The 19,365-nt window shown below is 73.9% G+C and carries 11 protein-coding genes; 7 read left to right on the top strand and 4 right to left on the bottom strand.

Going from position 1 to position 19,365, the window contains the following annotated elements; genetic code table 11:
* Window positions 1-39 precede the first annotated feature (39 nt).
* Window positions 40-1,056, bottom strand: a complete 1,017-nt coding sequence (locus tag ACFVXK_RS13800) for a hypothetical protein (RefSeq protein WP_389611713.1) — start codon at window positions 1,054-1,056, stop codon at window positions 40-42.
* A complete protein-coding gene (locus ACFVXK_RS13805; protein ID WP_389611714.1) occupies window positions 1,053-4,685 on the bottom strand; it encodes a DNA polymerase III subunit alpha in 3,633 nt (1,210 codons plus the stop codon). The genes ACFVXK_RS13800 and ACFVXK_RS13805 overlap by 4 nt, the downstream gene beginning before the upstream one ends.
* A gap of 146 nt (window positions 4,686-4,831) precedes the next feature.
* Here ACFVXK_RS13805 and ACFVXK_RS13810 point away from each other — a divergent pair, with 146 nt between their 5' ends.
* Entirely contained in the window at window positions 4,832-5,959 is a 1,128-nt protein-coding gene (locus tag ACFVXK_RS13810) for a DUF3533 domain-containing protein (RefSeq protein ID WP_389611715.1), read from the top strand.
* Window positions 5,960-6,030: 71 nt separating this feature from the next.
* Here the strand turns inward: ACFVXK_RS13810 and adhE are convergent, their stop codons facing one another.
* Entirely contained in the window at window positions 6,031-8,637 is a 2,607-nt protein-coding gene (gene adhE, locus ACFVXK_RS13815) for a bifunctional acetaldehyde-CoA/alcohol dehydrogenase (RefSeq protein WP_389611716.1), read from the bottom strand.
* Window positions 8,638-8,851: 214 nt separating this feature from the next.
* On the opposite strand from adhE, the gene ACFVXK_RS13820 reads away from it, so the two are divergent.
* On the top strand, window positions 8,852-9,754 hold the full coding sequence (locus ACFVXK_RS13820; RefSeq protein WP_389611717.1) for an alpha/beta fold hydrolase: 903 nt from the start codon (window positions 8,852-8,854) through the stop codon (window positions 9,752-9,754).
* A gap of 13 nt (window positions 9,755-9,767) precedes the next feature.
* Here the strand turns inward: ACFVXK_RS13820 and ACFVXK_RS13825 are convergent, their stop codons facing one another.
* Window positions 9,768-10,331 carry an NADPH-dependent FMN reductase gene (locus tag ACFVXK_RS13825; RefSeq protein ID WP_389611718.1) on the bottom strand — a complete coding sequence of 188 codons (564 nt, stop codon included), beginning with the start codon at window positions 10,329-10,331 and terminating at the stop codon, window positions 9,768-9,770.
* A 243-nt stretch (window positions 10,332-10,574) separates the two neighbouring features.
* On the opposite strand from ACFVXK_RS13825, the gene fxsA reads away from it, so the two are divergent.
* The 5 genes from fxsA to fxsT all read left to right on the top strand — a co-directional run bounded on the left by fxsA (window position 10,575) and on the right by fxsT (window position 19,322).
* The gene (fxsA, locus tag ACFVXK_RS13830; protein WP_389611719.1) at window positions 10,575-10,739 is read left to right on the top strand and encodes an FxSxx-COOH cyclophane-containing RiPP peptide; all 165 of its coding nucleotides are present in this window, start codon (window positions 10,575-10,577) and stop codon (window positions 10,737-10,739) included.
* A gap of 29 nt (window positions 10,740-10,768) precedes the next feature.
* Window positions 10,769-13,027: a radical SAM/SPASM protein FxsBH, inactivated beta-hydroxylase extension form gene (gene fxsBH, locus ACFVXK_RS13835; RefSeq protein WP_389611720.1), complete on the top strand. Its 2,259-nt coding sequence runs from the start codon at window positions 10,769-10,771 to the stop codon at window positions 13,025-13,027.
* A gap of 101 nt (window positions 13,028-13,128) precedes the next feature.
* Window positions 13,129-13,905, top strand: coding sequence for an aminoglycoside N(3)-acetyltransferase (locus ACFVXK_RS13840; RefSeq protein WP_389611732.1), 777 nt, complete (start codon window positions 13,129-13,131; stop codon window positions 13,903-13,905).
* A 43-nt stretch (window positions 13,906-13,948) separates the two neighbouring features.
* On the top strand, window positions 13,949-15,355 hold the full coding sequence (locus ACFVXK_RS13845) for a TIR-like protein FxsC (RefSeq protein ID WP_389611733.1): 1,407 nt from the start codon (window positions 13,949-13,951) through the stop codon (window positions 15,353-15,355).
* Window positions 15,339-19,322, top strand: a complete 3,984-nt coding sequence (gene fxsT, locus ACFVXK_RS13850; protein ID WP_389611721.1) for an FxSxx-COOH system tetratricopeptide repeat protein — start codon at window positions 15,339-15,341, stop codon at window positions 19,320-19,322. The genes ACFVXK_RS13845 and fxsT overlap by 17 nt, the downstream gene beginning before the upstream one ends.
* Window positions 19,323-19,365 lie beyond the last annotated feature (43 nt).

A 19,365-nucleotide genomic window follows, 5' to 3' on the forward strand; every position in this document is an offset into this window, starting at 1 on the left:
CGGGAGCACGGCTGCAGGCGCCCCGGAGGCGAGGGAGCCCTAAAAAAGAGCAGCCGGGCGGACCGTGCCCGGGCCGAAGCGGGCGTTGGCGCGGTCGATGGCGGCTTCCACCGTGAGGCGGGCCTCGCGGACCGGGTCCAGGGAGAGCTGGCGGGTCACGCCCTGCGCCGCCGTGAGGTCCTCGGCGCGCAGCACCATGCCGGTCAGCCGGGCCCGCTGCAGGCCCGCCGCGTCCATCAGGCGGTACGCGAGGGTGCGCAGGTCCTCGTCGTGGGCGGAGGGTTCGGTCAGCCGCCGGGAGCGCTCCCACCGGGCGCCGCCCGCGAACTGCAGGGTCAGGCACAGGGACCGGGCGGCCTGGCGGCGTCCGCGCAGCTGTGCGCCGAGCCGGACCACCAGGCCGAGCAGGGCGGCGCGGGCGTGCGGGCCGTCCAGTTCCTGGCGGGCGAAGCCGGTCCGCACGGCGGCGGAGGAGGGCAGGTCGCGCGGGGTGACCGGGCGGGGGTCGATCCCGCGGGCGCGCTCCGCGACGAGCCGCCCGGCCCGTTTGCCGAGGATCCGTTCCAGGACCCCGGACGGGACCAGGGTGAGCGCCCCGACGGTGTGCAGCCCGAAGCCGCGCAGCGCCTCGGCCTGGCGGGAGCCGAGCCCGTACAGGGACTCCACCGGCAGGTGCGCGAGGAAGCCGGGCACCCGTTCCCCGGGCACGGCGAGGATCCCGCCGGGCCCGTCGACGCGGGCGGAGGCCATGGCCGCGACCGCCCAGGTGTCGGCGACGCCGATCCGTACGTCCGTGCCCAGCCGGGCCACCGCCCGCAGCCGGACCACCTCCGCGATCCGGGCGGCGTCGGCGCCGAAGTACCGCCGGGCGCCGCGCACCTGGACCAGCGCGGCCCGCGGCGGCAGGGCCTGGACCAGCGGGGAGAACTCCCGCAGCAGCTCCAGCACCTCCCGGTAGCCCTCCCCGGTCACGGCGGGACCGCAGCGCACGTGCAGCACCCCGGCCCCGCCGGGATCGGAGGCGGGGACGGGGACGGGGGCCGGTGCCGTCGTCATCCCGCGCTCCCCGGGCTGGAGTGCCACAGCTTGCGGCCCGTCGCGGCGCGTTCGCCGGGCGGCTGGAGGTCGGCCCACGGGTTCATCTCGTAGCCGGTCGCCAGGTGGATGCGCCGGCCGCTGTCCCCGGGCCCTTCGGGCAGCGGCTGCGCCAGCCGTGCCGTGACGGCCTCCAGGCCCTCGTCCTCGCGCAGCCGCACCAGTTCCGCGAGGTCCCAGGCGGCGGCCCCGACCACGCTCAGGCTCTGCGGGCCGCGGCGCTGCACGACGCCCCGGACCAGCAGCAGGAAGGAGTGGAAGACGGTGTGCGCGCAGGCCTCCTGGCTGTCGTCGAAGAAGGCCAGGTCGACCAGGCCGGTGCCGTCGTCGAGGGTGGTGAAGACGACCCGTCTGCCGGAGCGGATCGGCGGGGTCTGGGTGGCCGCCTTGGCGCCCGCGACGAGCACGGTCCGCCCGTGCGCGGTCTCCCGCAGGCGGCGCGCCGGGACCACGCCCAGTTCGGCGAGGAAGGCGTGGTGGCCGTCCATCAGGTGGCGGGAGGCGTCCATGCCGAGGACGCCGAGCTCGGTGCTGAGCCGTTCGGCCTCGGTCAGGTCGGGCAGGCCGACGGGGGCGGTGGACCGGCCTCCGCCCAGGGGCAGTTGGGCCCCGCCCTTCGCCCCGGCGGCACGCTGGGCGCCGTGCAGCTCCGTCAAGTGCAGCAGCAGATCGCGGCGGTTGGCCCCGAAGGCGTCCAACGCACCGACCTGTGCGAGCCGTTCGGCCACCGGGCGGCCGGGGTGGGCGCGGTCCCAGAAGTCGCGCAGGGAGGCGTACGGCTGTCCGGTCTCGATGCGCAGGGCCTCGGCCTCGCTGATGCCGTGGACGTCGGACAGGGCGAGCCGCAGCCCCCAGACCCCGGGCCCCCGTCCAGCCGGATCGTCGGACACCAGTTCGATGCGGTGGGCGACCGCCGACCGGTTCACGTCCAGCGGCAGCACCGGCACGCCGCGCCGCCGGGCGTCCGCCAGCAGCAGCCGCTTGGGGTACATCCCGGGGTCGTGGGTGAGCAGCCCGGCGTAGAAGGCGGCCGGGTGGTGGGCCTTGAGCCAGGCCGACTGGTACGTGGGCACGGCGAAGGCCACCGCGTGGGCCTTGCAGAACCCGTAGCTGCCGAAGGCCTCGACGATCTCCCAGGTCCGGGCGACCACCTCCGCCGCGTAGCCGCGCCCGGCGGCCGTCGCCGCGAACCAGGCCTTGATCCGGCCCTGCGACTGCGGGTCGGAGAGCCCGCGCCGCACCCGGTCGGCCTCGTCGCGGCCGCAGCCGGTCATGACGTGCACGATCTCGATGATCTGCTCGTGGAAGACGACCACCCCGTAGGTCTCGCGCAGCGCGTCGGCGAGGTCCTCGTGCGGGAAGCGCACCGGCGCCCGCCCGTGCCGGGCCTCGATGAACGGACGCACCATGTCGGCGGCCACCGGCCCCGGCCGGAACAGCGAGATGTCGACGACCAGGTCGTGGAAGGTCGACGGCTGGAGCCGTCCGACCAGGTCGCGCTGGCCCGGGGACTCGATCTGGAAGCAGCCCAGCGTCTCGGCCGAGCGGATCAGCTCGTACGTGGGCGCGTCGCCCGGCGGGACCTGCGCGGGGTCGTCGAGGTCGAGCTCCTCCCCCGTGGCGCGCCGGACCTCGGCGACGGCGTGCGCCATCGCGGACTGCATCCGCACGCCCAGCACGTCGAGCTTGAGCAGGCCGAGGTCCTCGACGTCCTCCTTGTCGAACTGGGACATGGGGAAGCCTTCGCCGCTGGTGGGGACCACCGGGGTGCGTTCCAGGAGGGTGGCGTCGGAGAGCAGCACCCCGCACGGGTGCATGGCGGTCCCGCGCGGCAGTGCGTCCAGGGCCTCGACGAGGTCCCACATCCGGGCGTGCCCCTCCCCCAGCGCCTCCTCGCGCACGCCGCGCAGCTCGGGCAGTTCGGCCAGGGCGGCGCGGGCGTCGCGGGCGCGGATGTGCGGGAAGGCCTTGGCGAGCCGGTCGACGGCGGCCGGGTCCATGGACAGGGCGGCGCCGACGTCGCGGATGGCGTGGCGGACCCGGTAGGTCTCGGGCATGGCGACGGTGGCGACGCGTTCGGTGCCGAAGCGGGCGATGATCCGGCGGTAGACCTCCAGGCGGCGGGCGGATTCCACGTCGATGTCGATGTCGGGCAGGACGCGGCGGCGGCGGGACAGGAAGCGCTCCATGAGCAGGCCGTTGGCGACGGGGTCGGCGTGCGCGATGCCGAGGAGGTGGTTGACGAGGGAGCCCGCGCCGGAGCCGCGGGCGGCCACGCGGACGCCCATCTCCCGTACGTCGTCCACGACCTGGGCGACCGTCAGGAAGTACGAGGCGTAGCCGTGGAAGGCGATGACGTCGAGCTCCTCGTGCATCCGGTCCCAGTAGGCACGTTCGCCGGCGTAGCCGCGCAGCACCATGCCGGCACTGGCGCGGGAGGCGAGGACCCGCTGGGCGGTGCGGTGGGCGGCGCCGACGAGGCGGGGCTCGGGGAAGTGCACGGAGCCCAGACCGAGGTCGTCCTCGGGGTCCACGGCGCAGGCCTCGGCGGTCTCGCGGGTGCGGGCGAGCAGCCGGCGGGCGTCGGCGGGCCGCAGCCCGGCCGCCTGGGCGATCCGGTCGGCGGCGTCGGCCATGGCGGCGGGGCCCTTCAGCCACCGCTCGCCGCTGTCGAGGGACCCCCGGGGGTCGACGGGGACGAGCCGGCGGGCGGCGTCGAGGACGTCGGCGACGGGCCCCTGGCCGGCGTCGGCGTAGCGGACGGCGTTGGTCAGCACGGCCGGGACGCCCTGTTCGGCGGCGAAGCCGACGGTACGGGCGGCCAGGCGCAGCGAGCCGGGGCCGGTGCCGGGGCGGCCGTGGTGGACGGCCTCCAGCCGCAGGGCGTCCCCGTACCGCTCCCGCCAGGGCGCGAGCAGCCGCGCGGCCCGGTCGGGGCGCCCGGCGGCCAGCGCCCGCCCCACCTCGGACCCGGGCCCGAGCAACACGAACACCCCGCCTCCACCGAGCACCCCGAAGGGCACCAGGGCCCGTCCCTGATCTCCGGCGGGGTACCCGGCCGGGACGGCCGCGCCGGCGGGCCCGCCTGGGGCGGAGCCTCCGGCCCCGGCGAACCCGTCGAAGGCGGGCGTGCCGGAGGAGGAGCCGTTCGGGCCGGAGGCAGCGTGTGCGGCGGTGACCAGGCGGCAGAGTTCCGCCCAGCCGGTGGCGCCGTCGCGGGCCAGGAAGAGGGCGCGGGGGGCGGACTCGTCCACGAAGGCACCGCCCCGCACGGGCACCCGCCGCCGGTACGAGGCCTCGCCCGCCCGGCCGCCCGCACCGGAGCCGCCCGGCCCCGTGAGCGACCCCGCAGGGGACACCGCAGGGGACCCCGCAGGGGCCACCGCCAGGTCCACCCCGAACAGCGGCCGGATCCCGGCCGCCGCGGCCGCCTTCGCGAAGCGGACCGCCCCCGCGAGGGTGTCGCGGTCGGTCAGCGCGAGGGCGTCCATGCCCCGCTCGGCGGCGCGTTCCGCCAGCCGCTGCGGGTGTGCGGCGCCGTAGCGCACGGAGAACCCCGAAACGGTGTGCAGATGCGTGAACCCGGGCACCCGCGGCCCTCCTGCTTCCCTCGACCTTCTTGCCCTCCCCCTTCTCCACCATAGAGCAATTCGAATACCCGTGCGAAACACTTGTTCGATCATCCATTCGGCCCGCCCCTGCTGCGCCCGCCCCCCGGCGCGCGGAGCGTGGGGGCATGACCCAGCCCACCCTCCGCCCCGAGACCGACGCGGGCTCCTCCGGCGGGTTCCTCGCCGAGCTCAAGGACGCCGTGACCACCCGGGCCGCCGTGCTGGTCCTGGGGGTGCTGGCCCTCCAGCTCGCCTTCGTCACCTCCTACATCGGGGCCTTCCACCACCCGAAGCCCAGCGAGATCCCCCTGGCCGTGGCCGCCCCCGCCGAGCCGGTCGCCGCACAGGCCGCGCAGCGGCTCGGCGCCCTGCCCGGAAAGCCGCTCGCCCCCCGGGCGGTCGCCGACGAGGCGACGGCGCTCGCACGGATCAGGAACCGGGAGGTGGACGGCGCGCTGATCGTCGACCCGGCCCGCCCGAACGACCGGCTGCTGGTGGCGAGCGGTGCCGGGGCCTCCCTCTCCCAGGCCCTGGAGCAGGTCGTCGGCCTGGCCGAGAAGGCGCAGGGCCGCGGGCTGACCGTCGTGGACGTGGCCCCCGCCGACCGGGGCGACAGCCGCGGCCTGAGCTCCTTCTACCTGGTGGTCGGCTGGTGCGTGGGCGGCTACCTGTGCGCCGCGATCCTCGCCATCAGCGCCGGGGCCCGGCCGGCGAACGTCCACCGCGGCGTCATCCGGCTCGGCGTGCTCCTGCTGTACGCGCTCGCCGCCGGACTGCTCGGCACGGTCATCGCGGGCCCGGTGCTGGGCGCACTGCCGGGCTCGATCACGGCCCTGTGGGGGCTGGGGACCCTGGTGGTCTTCGCGGTCGGCGCGCTCACCCTGGCCCTCCAGGGGCTGGCGGGGGTGGTCGGCATCGGCCTGGCGATCCTGCTGGTCGTGGTGTTCGGCAACCCGAGCGCGGGCGGCGCCTACCCGTACCCGCTGCTGCCGCCGTTCTGGCGGGCGATCGGCCCGGCCATGCCGCCGGGCGCGGGCACGTTCGCCGCGCGGTCCCTCGCCTACTTCCGGGGCAACGGCGCGGCCGGCCCGATGCTCGTCCTGTCCGCCTGGGCGGTGGCCGGGGCCGCCGTCACCCTGGCCTGCGCGAGGGCCCGCCGCGGCCGGCCGGGCGCCGCGGTGGGCAGTGGCCTGCCCGACGACGCGCCCTCCGTGCCCCGCTTCGCGGGCGGTGGCGGGACGGAGCCCGGCTGACCGCCCCCGCCACGACGGCGAAGGCCCGCCCGGGCGCACCCGGGCGGGCCTTCCTCACGGTCTCCGCGCGGTCACTCCGCCCCGGCACCGCCGTGGTAGGCCAGGAGCATCAGCCGGCGCATGTCGTCGATCATCGGCATCCGCGGGTTGGCGGGGGCGCACTGGTCGGCGTAGGCGTTCACGACCTGCTGCGGGAGGGCCTCGGTGAAGGCCCGCTCGTCCACTCCGGCCTCCGCGAAGGAGCCGGGGATGCCGCACCGGGCGCGCAGGTCCTCCACGGCCCGGGCGTAGGACTCCACGCCCTCCTCCGGGGTGGCGGCGGGCAGCCCCAGCAGCCTGGCGAGCTCCTGGTAGCGCTCGGGGGCCCGGTAGACCTCCGCCTTCGGCCAGGGGGTGGCCTTGTGGGTGACGGTGCCGTTGTACCGGATGACGTGCGGCAGGAGCAGGGCGTTGGTGCGGCCGTGGGCGAGGTGGAAGGTGTTGCCCAGGGTGTGGGCCATCGCGTGGACCAGTCCGAGGAAGGCGTTGGCGAAGGCCATACCCGCCACGGTGGACGCGTTGTGCATCTTCTCCCGGGCCTCGGGGTCCCGCGCCCCGTGCTTGACGCACCGTTCCAGGTTCTCGAAGACGAGCCGGACCGCCTGGAGGCAGAGACCGTCGGTGTAGTCGTTGGAGTACGCCGAGACGTAGGCCTCGGTGGCGTGGGTGAGGGCGTCGAAGCCGGAGTCGGCGGTCACGGCGGGCGGCAGCCCCATCGGCAGGACCGGGTCGACGATGGCCACGTCCGGGGTCAGCGCGTAGTCGGCGAGGGGGTACTTCTGCGCGGCGGCCGGGTCGGAGATGACGGCGAACGGGGTGACCTCGGAGCCGGTTCCGCTGGTGGTCGGGATGGCGACCAGCCGGGCCTTCTCGCCGAGCCTGGGGAAGGTGTAGGCGCGCTTGCGGATGTCGAAGAACTTCTCCTTGGTGTCCGCGAACTCGACCTCGGGCCGCTCGTACATCAGCCACATGATCTTCGCCGCGTCCATCGGGGAGCCGCCGCCCAGCGCGATGATCGTGTCGGGGCGGAACTCGCGCATCAGCGCGGCGCCGGCGCGGACGGTGGACAGTTCGGGGTTGGGCTCGACGCCGTCGATGACCTGGACGGTGACCGGCTGCGCGCGGGAGGCGAGGATCTCGGTGACCTTGCGCACGAAGCCGAGGTCGACGATGGTCCGGTCGGTGACGATCGTGACCCGGCTGACGCCCTCCATCTCGGCGAGGTAGCGGATGGAGCCCCGTTCGAAGTAGATCTTCGGGGGGACCTTGAACCACTGCATGTCGGTGTTGCGCCGTCCGATCCGCTTGATGTTGAGCAGGTTGACCGCGCCGACGTTGCCCGAGACCGAGTTGTGGCCGTAGGAGCCGCAGCCGAGGGTCAGCGAGGGCAGGAAGGCGTTGTAGACGTCGCCGATGCCGCCGAAGGTGGACGGGGAGTTGGCGATGACGCGGACGGCCTTGACCCGGCGGCCGAACTCCTCGACGAGCGCCTCGTCCTCGGCGTGGACGGCGGCCGAGTGGCCCAGGCCGTGGAACTCGACCATCCGCGCCGCCAGTTCGATGCCGTGCCCGGTGTCCTCGGCCTTGAGCGCGGCCAGGATCGGGGAGAGCTTCTCGCGGGTCAGCGGTTCGGCCTCGCCGACCTCGTGGCATTCGGCGAGCAGGACGGAGGTGCCCTCGGGGACCTCGAAGCCGGCCCGCTCCGCGATCCACCGGGCGGACTTGCCGACGACCTCCGCGTTCAGCTTGGCGCCGGCGCAGCCGGTCCCGTGGGCGGTGGCGCCGAAGACGTACTCCTCCAGCTTGGTCTTCTCCGCGTCCGACAGGACGTGCGCGCCGAGCCGTTCGAACTCCGCGACGCCCTCCTCGTAGATCTCGGCGTCGAGGATGACGGCCTGCTCGGAGGCGCAGATCATGCCGTTGTCGAAGGTCTTGGAGAGCACGATGTCGTGGACGGCGCGGGCCAGCTTCGCGCTCTTGTGGACGTAGGCGGGGACGTTGCCGGCGCCGACGCCCAGGGCGGGCTTCCCGCACGAGTAGGCGGCCTTGACCATGGCGTTGCCGCCGGTGGCGAGGATCGTGGAGACGCCCGGGTGGTTCATGAGGGCGGCGGTGGCCTCCATCGAGGGCTCCTCGATCCACTGCACGCAGTCCTCGGGCGCGCCCGCCGCGACGGCGGCGTCGCGGACGATCCGCGCGGCCTCGGCGGAGCAGTGCTGCGCGGAGGGGTGGAAGGCGAAGACGACGGGGTTGCGGGTCTTCAGGGCGATCAGCGCCTTGAAGACCGTCGTCGAGGTCGGATTGGTCACCGGGGTCATCGCGCAGACGACGCCGACGGGTTCGGCGATCTCCGTGATGCCGTTCAGCTCGTCGCGGCGGACGACCCCGGCGGTCTTCAGCCCGCGCATCGAGTTCACGACGTGCTCGCAGGCGAAGAGGTTCTTGACGGCCTTGTCCTCGAAGAGGCCGCGGCCGGTCTCCTCGACGGCCAGCCGGGCCAGCTCCCCGTGCGCGGCGAGGGCGGCCAGCGAGGCCTTCTTGACGATGTGGTCGACCTGCTCCTGGTCGAAGGTCTCGAAGCGGGCGAGCGCCTCCAGCGCCGCCCGGACCAGCCCGTCCACCCTTTCGTTGGCCTGCATGGCACGAACTCCTTCTTCTCGGCCCTTTCCGGCACTTCCATTCGACACCCGGAAGCGGAAGGGAAAGCTCCGAAAAAGCCCCTGACAGGCAGGCCGAAGGTCCCGCTTGTGAAAACTTTCACGAGGATTCCCGCGAGATCGCGCCCTATCGCAACCACCGCCCCGGGAGCACAATCACCCTGACTGCTCGCGCCTGACGTGAGGGAGGGAGCGCGTGCGCGAAGAGGTGCGCACCGCTGACGGACGCGTCCTGACGGCGGAACACTGGGGCGACCCGGACGGAAAACCCGTGTTCCTGCTCCACGGCATGCCCGGCAGCCGGCTCGGCCCGGCCCCCCGGGGCATGGTCCTCTACCAGCGGCGGGTCCGGCTCATCGCCTACGACCGGCCCGGCTACGGCGGCTCCGACCGCCATCCGGGGCGCACCGTGGCCGACGTGGCCCAGGACGTGGCCGCCGTCGCCGACGCCCTCGGCGTGGACAGCTTCGCCGTCGCCGGCCGCTCGGGCGGCGCCCCCGGGGCCCTGGCCTGCGCCGCACTGCTGCCGGAGCGGGTGACGCGCACGGCGGCCCTGGTCCCCATCGCACCCCGGGACGCGGAGGACCTGGACTGGTTCGCGGGGATGGCCGCCTCGAACGTACGGGAGTACACCACCGCCGCCGACGACCCCGAGGAGCTCACGGCCCGGCTGATCCCGCGCGCCAGCGGTATCGCCCGCGACCCCGGACGGCTGCTGGACGAGCTGCGGCGGGAGCTGACCGCCAGCGACCGGATGATCGTCTCGGACGCCGGCCTGCGGTCGATGCTGCTGCGCAACTACCGCGAAGGGGTGCGCACTTCGGCGTACGGATGGATCGACGACATGCTCGCCGCCAGCAGCCCGTGGGGGTTCGACCCCGCCGACATCCGCTGCCCCGTGCTGATCTGGCACGGGGAGCTCGACGTGTTCTCCCCCGTGGGCCACGCCCGCTGGCTGGGGCGCCGCATCCCCGGCGCCACCACCACCATCGACCCGGACGCCGCGCACTTCGCGGCCCTGCGCGCGCTGCCCGACGTCCTCACCTGGCTGCTGCGCGAACTGCCCGCTCCCTCGGTCGGGGAACAGCAGCCGGCCTGAGGGCCCGAAGGACCTAAGGGGTCTCCCGCGCCGCCCCGGCGAGCAGGGCCAGGAGCTCGGCCAGGCGGGCGCGGACGGCCGGGTCGGCCACGGTCCCGTCGGCGCCGACCGTCCCCCGGTCCACCGGGATCCGTACGCAGGCGGCGTCGACCACGGCCGCGCCGGTGTAGCCGAGGACCGTGCGCAGCGTGGCCTCGGCGCCCCCGCCCCGGCCCGGGGCGGCCGCGTTCACCCAGGCCACGGGCTTGTCGGAGATCTCGGTGCCGCCCACCGTCCAGTCGAGCAGGTTCTTGAACGAACCCGGCAGGGTGCCCGCGTACTCCGGGGCGCAGACCAGCAGTGCCGCCGCCCCGGCGATCGCCTCCCGCAGCGCGGCGACCGGCGCGGGCAGCGGTTCGGCGTCGTCGTCGGGGTTGAAGTGCGGGAGGTCCGCGAGGCCTTCGTAGCGGACGGCGTCCACCGCCGCCCCCTCGTGGGCCACGGCTTCGGCGGTGCGCAGCACGGCCTCGTTGACGGAGCCGGCGCGCAGGCTCCCGGAGAGGAGCAGGATGACGGGAAGTGCGGGTGACGTGGGCATCCGTCCACGCTACCGACCGGGCCGGAGCACCCTCCCGGCACCCCCGGAGAACTGGATCTTGCCGTGCGGCGAACGGCCGAATACGGCACCTCGATTATTCCCCCACTCTTTCTATAGAACGCTTGACCAGGCGTCATGTCTCGGTTGCCAATGGGGTGCGGACGAGTAAAGTCCGAGCCAGACCCCGGCGGCGCGCCGGAGTCATTCCCTCCCATTCCCTATGGCCTCCCCGAGGACGGTGCCATGAACACTTCCGCCACCCCGCCGACCAGCGCGGACAAGGACCGCCGGGTCCCCCTCGACAAGATCGACGTCCGCAGTGCGTCCGTCGCCGCGGCCCTCGGCCGGGTACTGCCGTCGGAATCCGGCCGTCACGCGCAGGCACCGATCTTCAACTCTGCGCTCTGACAATGCAGTACGCGCTCTAGACTGGTGGAATGACCGGCCTGATCGCATTTCGCGAGATCGTCCTGAAGGTTCACAGCAGATGCGATCTTGCGTGTGATCATTGCTATGTCTACGAACACGCTGATCAGAGCTGGCGAGCCCGGCCGAAAGTGATCTCCCCCGGGGTCATTTCCCGGACCGCGTCGCGGCTCGCCGAACATGCCCGTGACCATGCACTCCCCTCCGTCACGGTGATCTTCCACGGAGGGGAACCCCTGCTGGCGGGCCCGGACCGACTCCGCCTCGCGTGCGAGGAGTTCACCCGCGCGCTCGCCGGGACGGCCGCCCTCGACCTGCGGATCCACACGAACGGGCTCCGGCTGGACCGCCGTTACCTGGACCTCTTCGCCGAGTACGGCGTCCGGGTCGGCGTCTCCCTCGACGGGGACCGCGCGGCCAACGACCGCCACCGGCGCTTCGCCGACGGCCGCTCCAGCCACCCGCTGGTCCTGGCGGCCCTCGACCTGCTGCGCTCGGAGCCCTACCGCCACCTCTACCAGGGCCTGTTGTGCACGGTGGACGTGGCCAACGACCCGGTCGACGTGCTCGACGCCCTGGTCGCGCTGGAGCCGCCCCGGGTGGACTTCCTGCTCCCCCACGCCACCTGGCAGACCCCTCCGCCCCGGCCCGGCGGTGCGCCCGACGCGTACGCCCGCTGGCTGCTGCGGGCCTTCGACCGCTGGGAGCGGCTGGGGCGGCCGGTGCCCGTCCGCCTCTTCGAGTCCCTGCTGTCCACCCTGCGCGGCGGGCCCAGCCTGACGGAGTCCCTGGGGCTGGCCCCGACCGACCTGGTCGTCGTCGAGACCGACGGGACGCTGGAGCAGGTCGACTCCCTCAAGAGCGCCTTCGAGGGGGCCGCCGCCACCGGGTTCGACGTCTTCGACCACCCCTTCGACCTGGTCGCGGCCCACCCGGGCGTACGGGCCCGGCAGCTGGGGCTCGCGGGCGTCAGCGACACGTGCCGGCGGTGCCCTGTCGTACGTTCGTGCGGCGGCGGCCTCTACACCCACCGCTACCGGGAGGACGGCCCCGCCGGAGCGGGCTTCGACAACCCCTCCGTCTACTGCTCCGACCTGCGGGAACTGGTGGAGGGGGTGGAGGGCCGGACGGCCGCCCGGGAGACCGCGCCGGAGCTGGCCGACCCGGCCGAGCTCGCCCGTTCCCAGGAGGAGCTGACCCGCGCCCTGCTGGCCCGGTTGCACGGCGAGCTGGCCGCCGACCCGGACTGGGCGCGGGCCTGGGAGCTGCTGACCGGGGTCGAGGGGGCGGACCCGGGCGCGCTGGACGCCGTACTGGGGCACCCGTTCACCCGGACCTGGGTGCTGGAGGCCCTGGACGCCGCCCGCGAGGGCCGTCTCGACGCCCCGGGCGCCGCCCGCAGGCTGGCCGCGCTGGCGGCGGCCGCCGTCCTGCGCGGGGGACTGGAGCCGGCGGCCGAAGTGGCGTACCGGGACGGCGAGGTGTACCTCCCGACGCTGGGCCTGCTGCGGCTCGGGGAGCCCGGTACCGAGGGCCGGGCCGCGCTGCACGCCACCGGCGAGGGCTACGCGGTGGTCCGGGCGGGCCGCACCGAACACCGCTTCGGCCCGGCGGCGGGCGACGCGCGCTGGCTGCCCGTACGGACCTGGCGGCCGGGGCCGGACCGGCCGCCGGTGGCACTGGAGGACCTGGACCCGTACCGCAACTGCTTCGCCCGCCCGCCCCGGCTGCGGCTCGGCGCCGGCGAGGCCGACGCCTGGCGGCGGCGGCTCGACGCGGCCTGGGCCCTGCTGCACCGCACGGTCCCCGAGTTCGCCCGGGCGGCCGCGGCCGGGCTGAGCACCCTGACCCCCCTGGCCGGCGGCCCCCGGGCGCAGGGCTGGGGCGAGGCCGGGCGGCACGGGCCGGGTGCGCTCGGGATCCCGTACGCGGCCGGGGTGCGGGAGACCGCGCTGGCCCTGCTGACCGGGCGGCGGCGGGCCCGGCTGCGGGCGCTGACCGAGGTGGCGGACCTGTACGCGCTGGACGGGGCCTGGCAGCACCCGTCGCCCTGGCGGACCCGCCCGGTGCCGGTGTCGCGGCTGCTGGCCGACGTGCACGAGCGGGTGGCGGTGGAGGCGTACCGGCGGGCCACGACCACCCAGGAACCGGGCGGCGCGGAGCGGATCCACCGGGCCCTGGACCACCTGTCGGAGGCGGCCGAGCTGACGGTGACCGGCAAGCGGCTGGTGGAGGAACTGCGCTGGGAACTGAAGGCGGTGGACGCGTGACCTCCCCCCTCCCGCGCGGGAACTCCGCGCCCCGGGTCCCGCGTTCCTTATCCGGACCCACCGCGGAGCACGAGCCGCCCGCCCCCCCGGGCGCCCTCGCCCTGGCCGTGCAGCTGCGGCTGCTCGGCGTACGCCCCCGCCGGCGGCTGCTGGTGCACGCCGCGCTCGGCGGCACCGGCCTGCATCCGCAGACGCTGCGCGAGGCCCTGACCGGGGTGCTGGGACCCCGCGGCACCCTGGTGGTCCCGGCCTTCACGGCGGAGAACTCCCTCACCTCCTCCGCCCACCTGGCCCGGATCTCGGGGCTCGACGCGGAGGCGGTGGCGGCCTTCCGCGCGCGGATGCCCGCCTTCGACCCGGAGCGCACCCCCAGCCAGGGCATGGGCGCCCTCGCCGAGGCGGTCCGGACCGCGCCGGGCGCCGCCCGCAGCGGCCACCCGCAGACCTCCTTCGCCGCGCTCGGCGCGGACGCGCACCGGATCTGCGCGGAACACCGGCTGGAATGCCATCTCGGCGAGGATTCCCCCCTGGGGAAACTGTGCTGGGAGGGAGGACAGGTTCTCATGATCAATGTGGGATTCGCCTCCTGCACCGCTTTCCACCTCGCGGAGTACCGAATTCCGAAGCCCCCCTTGCGCATGTACGACTGTGTGGTGAAGGTGAACCTTCCGGGCGGGCGGCGGGCGAAGGGGCACGAGGGGGAGTGGACCAGGTACGAGGACGTCGCCCTGGACGACGGTGATTTCACGGAGATCGGCCGGGCATTCCCGGAATCGCTCCTGCGCCGGGGAAAGGTGGGCGGGGCGCCCGCCGTCCTCTTCTCGATCACGGACGCCGTCGATCACGCCCAGACCTGGATGACCGAAAACAGACGCTGATTGACTGAACGAGGAGGGGATGTGGCGAAGGAGCTCCGGAATGATGTTCCTTCGCTCGCATCTTCGGGACGGGGGTCGTGTGCCCGCATCAGTGCAGCCGTATTTTTTTCTCAGTTACGCGCATACGCCGAGGTTCGGGCCGGGAGGACCCGACCCGGACATGTGGGTGGAGCGGCTCTACCGCGATCTCTGCAACCACATCATGGCGCTGACCAGCCTGCCCGCCGGCTCCGAGGTCGGCTTCATGGACCGGGAGATACGCAGCGGCGAGGGCTGGTCGGAACGGCTCGGGGCGGCGCTCGCCACCTGCCGGGTCTTCGTCCCCCTGTTCTCGCCGCGCTACTTCGCCAGCCAGATGTGCGGCAAGGAGTGGTTCGCCTTCGCGCAGCGCGCCATCCAGGTGGGCGCCGCCAGCGACGAGAAGACCGAGGCCATCGTCCCCGCCCTGTGGGTGCCGGTGCCTCCCGCACAACTCCCGCTCCCGGCTGAGCGGTTGCAGTTCAACCACAGCACCTTCGGCGAGCGCTACGTCACCGACGGGCTGTACGGCCTGATCAAACTGCGCGGCTACGCGGAGCAGTACGAGCACGCCGTGTACGAACTGGCCCGCCACATCGTCGGGGTGGCCGAGACCGTCCGCCTGAAGCCGGTCCGCCCGCTGGACTACCGGGTGGTGCCCAGCGCCTTCGGCCCGGTCGGCGGCCGCCACGGCGGCAGCCCCTCCGCCCGCACCCTCCACGTGACGGTGGCCGCCGCCTCCCGGCACGACCTGCCCGAGGGCCGCAGCCCCGAGTACTACGGGGAGAACGCCCTGGAGTGGAACCCGTACCACCCCGCCTCCCGGCGGCCGGTGGCCTACGTGGCCGAGGAACTCGTCAAGAACCTCAACTACCAGACCACCCTGTCCTCCTTCGACGACGAGGCGGGCCACTTCGACAGCAAGCAGCCGCCCACCCGGCCCGAGATCCTGATCGTCGACCGCTGGGCGGTGGAGGACGAGCACCGCCGCCAGCGCCTGGCCGCCTTCGACCAGGAGCACCGCCCGTGGATCAACGTGGTGGTGCCGTGGAACCGCTACGACCACCAGAGCCGGGCCAAGGAGGACGAGCTGGCCCGGCGGCTGGAGGAGACCCTGCCGGTCAAGATGAGCCAGGGCCGGGCCGCCTGCCGGGCCGCCGCCAACGGCGTGGCCAGCATGGAGACCCTCGGGCAGATCCTCCCGCAGGTGGTCGAGGCGGCCGCCCAGCAGTTCCTCAGACACGCCCAGGCGTACCCGCCGGCCGGGCACACCCCCACCGAACGCCGGCGCCTGGTCGGGCCGATGGGGATGAGCGACCCGCCGCCGGCCCCCTTCCCGCCCACCGCGCACCCGTACGGGCCGGGCGGGAACGACTCAGCCGACGACAGCACCGACACCGACCGGGGGGACGCGGATGACAGCCAGTCGTGACAGCCGAGACGGACGCATCGTCACCTTCTACTCGTACAAGGGCGGGACCGGCCGCACGATGGCGCTGGCCAACACCGCCTGGATCCTCGCCTCCAACGGCAAGCGGGTGCTCGCCGTGGACTGGGACCTGGAGGCCCCCGGCCTGCACCGCTTCTTCCACCCCTTCCTGGACCCCTCCACGCTCGGGGCCACCACCGGGGTCATCGACCTGATCAGCGAGTACGCCTGGGCCGCCACCAGCCCGGTACCGCGCCCGGCCGACTGGCACAAGGACTACGCGCGGATACAGCCGCACGCCGTCTCGCTCACCCCGGAGAACCTGGGCTGGGACTTCCCCGACGGCGGCACCCTCGACTTCGTCTCGGCGGGTCGGCAGAACCGCGAGTACTCGGCGACGGTGTCCACCTTCGACTGGGACAACTTCTACGACCGGCTCGGCGGCGGCCTCTTCTTCGACGCCCTGCGGGCCGACATGAAGCGCAACTACGACTACGTGCTGATCGACAGCCGCACCGGCCTCTCCGACATCGCCGACATCTGCACCGTCCACCTCCCCGACGTCCTGGTCGACTGCTTCACCCTCTCCGACCAGTCCATCGACGGCGCCGCCTCCGTCGCCCGGCAGATCGACGAGCGGTTCAACGACCGGGGGATCAGGATCTACCCGGTGCCGATGCGCATCGACGAGGGCGAGAAGGAGAAGGCCGACGCGGGCCGGGCGCTGGCCCGGATCAAGTTCGACCGGTTCCCCGGCGGGCTCGTCGGCGACGAACTGACCGCCTACTGGGGCGCGGTGGAGATCCCGTACCGCCCGTACTACGCCTACGAGGAGACCCTGGCCACCTTCGGCGACGAGGCCGGGCTCACCAACTCGCTGCTCTCCGCCTTCGAGCGGCTGACGACGGTGGTGACCGAGGGCGATGTCACCTCCATGCCGGTGATCACCGAAGAGGTCCGGCTGCGGATCCGGGACGCCTTCACCCGCCGCCGCCCGGCCCTGCCCGCCGACCTGTTCCTCTCCTACGTCGCCGAGAACCGGATGTGGGCCGACTGGATCGAGTCGGTGCTCACCCGGGCCGGCTTCCGGGTCGTGCCCAAGGACGTCTCCGCCGAACGCCCTCCGGCCCCCCAGGGCGGCGGCGACACCCTGGGCGGCGGGACGGGCATCAGCCTCGACACCGCCGGGCGCACGGTGGTGCTGCTCTCCAGCGCCTACCTGAAGTCGGCCCGCGCCGTGGACGTGTGGAACCGGGCCGCCGCCGAGGACCCCACCGGGGGCCGGCGCCACCTGGTGCCGCTGCGGGTGGGCGACGTGCGCCTGGCCACGCCCTACATCGACCGCAACCCGGTGGACCTGTTCCGGCTCGACGAGGTGCACGCCACCGCCGCCCTGCTGCGGGCGGTGGAACGGCCGATGGCCCTCGCCGAAACCGTCGCCGGCGCCTCCCAGCCCGGCCCCCGCTTCCCGGGGACCGTCCCCAAGATCTGGAACGCGCCGCCCCGCAACCCCGGGTTCACCGGCCGCAGCATCGTGCTGGAGCGGATGCGCGACCAGCTCGGCGGGGGCATGGCCGTGGTGCTGCCGCAGCCCCAGACCCTGTACGGACTCGGCGGCGTCGGCAAGACGCAGGTGGCGCTGGAGTACGTGCACCGGTTCATGGCCGACTACGACCTGGTGTGGTGGATCTCCTCGGAGCAGACCGACGACGTGGTCGCGGCCCTCGCCGAACTCGCCGTACGGCTGGGCGCGCAGACCGGCGAGGACATGGCGGCCGCCTCCCAGGAGGCCATCGACCTGCTGCGCCGGGGGGTGCCGACCTCGCGCTGGCTGCTGGTCTTCGACAACGCCGACGATCCCGAGACCCTCAAGCGGTTCTTCCCGCCGGGCGGTCCGGGGCACGTGCTGGTGACCTCCCGCAACCAGTCCTGGTCCCAGTACGGGGACGCGCTGCCGGTGGACGTGTTCCTGCGCGAGGAGTCCGTCGAGCACCTCCAGCGCCGGGCCCCCGGGCTCACCAAGGACGACGCCGAGCAGGTGGCCGTCGCGGTGGGCGACCTGCCGCTGGCCGTGGAGCAGGCCGGGGCCTGGATCGCGGAGACGGCCACGCCCGTGTCCGCGTACCTGGAGCAGCTCGCGGAGCAGACCGCGCGGGTGCTGGGCCTGAACCAGCCGGCGGGGTACCCGCAGCCGGTGGCCGCGACCTGGAACGTGTCCATCGAGCGGCTCCAGTCCCGCTCCCCCGCCGCCGTGCGGCTGCTCCAGCTGTGCGCCTTCTTCGCGCCCGAGCCGATCTCCGCGAACCTGCTCTACAGCAAGGAGATGATCGACGCGCTCAAGCCGTACGACGCCTCCCTCCAGGAGAAGCTGGTACTGGGCCGGGTGATCCGGGAGATCGGCCGGTTCGCGATGGCCAAGGTGGACCAGGTCAGCAACAGCATCCAGGTGCACCGGCTGGTGCAGGCCGTGATCCGGGCGCAACTGTCGGAGGAGGAGCAGCGCGAGGCCCGGCACGCGGTGCACCGGATCCTGGCGGGGGCCCGCCCGGACGACGACGAGCCGATAGACAACCCGGCGACCTGGCCGAGGTTCAACACGATCTGGCCGCACCTGAACCCGTCGGAGGCGCGGTTCTGCAAGGAGCCGGAGACCCGCCGGCTGCTGATCGACCGGGTGCGCTACCTGTGGAAGCGCGGTGACTTCAAGGCCGCGTACACCCTGGGCGAGGAGCTGCGCGAGGCGTGGCGGGAGATGCTCGGCAGCGACGACCTGCAGTACCTGTACCTGCGCTTCCACCTGTCGAACATCCTGCGCTCGCAGGGCCGGTTCGTGGAGGCCAAGGAGCTGGACGAGGTCACGCTGGAGCGGCAGCGGGAGGCGCTGGGCCCCTCGCACCCGCACACGTACATGACCACCAGCGGTCTGGCGATGGACCTGGGCGCGCTCGGCCGGTACGGCGAGGCGATGGAGCTGGCGACGGCGGCGCACGAGGGCTTCGGGCAGATCTTCCACGAGGCGCACCCGCGCACCCTGGCGGCGGCGAACAACCTGGCGCTGAACCTGCGCATGGTGGGGCAGTACTCCCGGGCCAGGGAGATCGACCAGGAGGTCTTCGACCGGCGCACGGAGGTGCTGGGCCCGGACCACCCGTACACGCTGTCCTCGGCCCAGAACCTGGCCCGTGACCTGCGCGAGGTGGGCCGGTACGACGATTCGGTGCAGCTGCTGGGGCGGACGTACGAGATCTACAAGCGGACGCTGGGCCGGGCCTTCCCGGGCACCCTGTCGGCGGCGAAGAACCTGGCGGTGTCGCTGCGCCGGGCCGGGGAGCTGGAGGACGCGCTGCGGCTGACGACGGCGACGCGCAACCGGTACCGGGCCAAGTACACCTCGGTCAACCCGGACCTGCTGGCCTGCGAACTGAACCTGGCCTCGGACCTGTTCGCGACCGGTGATCCGGGCGCGGCGCGGGAGCTGGCGCAGGAGGTGGTGGACGAGTACATGAAGGTGCCGGGCGAGAAGCACCCGTACACCCTGGCGGCGCTGAACAACCTGGCGGTGTTCCACTGGGGGACGGGCGCGGCGGAGACGGCGGAGCCGCTGCTGCGGCAGACGATCCGCAGCATGCGCGAGGTGCTGGGCGACAACCATCCGCACACCATCTTCGCGCACCTGAACCTGGCCAACGCCCGGGCGGACCTCGGTGATCCGGAGGGCGCCCTGGAGCTGGAGCGGGAGGCGGTGGTGCGGCTGCGCGGGGCACTCGGGGCGCACCATCCGGAGACCCTGGCGAGCTCGTCGAACATGGCGGTGAGCCTGGACATGACGGGCCGCAAGGAGGAGGCGGCGCGGGTGCGGGCGGAGGCGGTGTCCGAGCTGGCGCGGCTGCTCGGGGAGGACCACGGTCTGACCCGGTACGCGCGGGACGAGCGGCGGGTCCACCGGGACCTGGAGCCGCTGGCGGTGTGATCCGACGAGGGCGGCGGGACTTTCGGGTCCCGCCGCCCGGGAG

Source organism: Streptomyces sp. NPDC058157 (genome assembly GCF_042884105.1).
In the GTDB taxonomy this organism is placed as follows: domain Bacteria; phylum Actinomycetota; class Actinomycetes; order Streptomycetales; family Streptomycetaceae; genus Streptomyces.

What these genes read in the sequence shown, in the direction of transcription:
- ACFVXK_RS13845 (WP_389611733.1), top strand. Translation starts at nt 13,949, where the DNA reads ATGTTCCTTCGCTCGCATCTTCGGGACGGGGGTCGTGTGCCCGCATCA.
- ACFVXK_RS13825 (WP_389611718.1), bottom strand. Translation starts at nt 10,331, where the DNA reads ATGCCCACGTCACCCGCACTTCCCGTCATCCTGCTCCTCTCCGGGAGC.
- ACFVXK_RS13800 (WP_389611713.1), bottom strand. Translation starts at nt 1,056, where the DNA reads ATGACGACGGCACCGGCCCCCGTCCCCGTCCCCGCCTCCGATCCCGGC.
- fxsA (WP_389611719.1), top strand. Translation starts at nt 10,575, where the DNA reads ATGAACACTTCCGCCACCCCGCCGACCAGCGCGGACAAGGACCGCCGG.
- adhE (WP_389611716.1), bottom strand. Translation starts at nt 8,637, where the DNA reads ATGCAGGCCAACGAAAGGGTGGACGGGCTGGTCCGGGCGGCGCTGGAG.
- fxsT (WP_389611721.1), top strand. Translation starts at nt 15,339, where the DNA reads ATGACAGCCAGTCGTGACAGCCGAGACGGACGCATCGTCACCTTCTAC.
- ACFVXK_RS13810 (WP_389611715.1), top strand. Translation starts at nt 4,832, where the DNA reads ATGACCCAGCCCACCCTCCGCCCCGAGACCGACGCGGGCTCCTCCGGC.
- fxsBH (WP_389611720.1), top strand. Translation starts at nt 10,769, where the DNA reads ATGACCGGCCTGATCGCATTTCGCGAGATCGTCCTGAAGGTTCACAGC.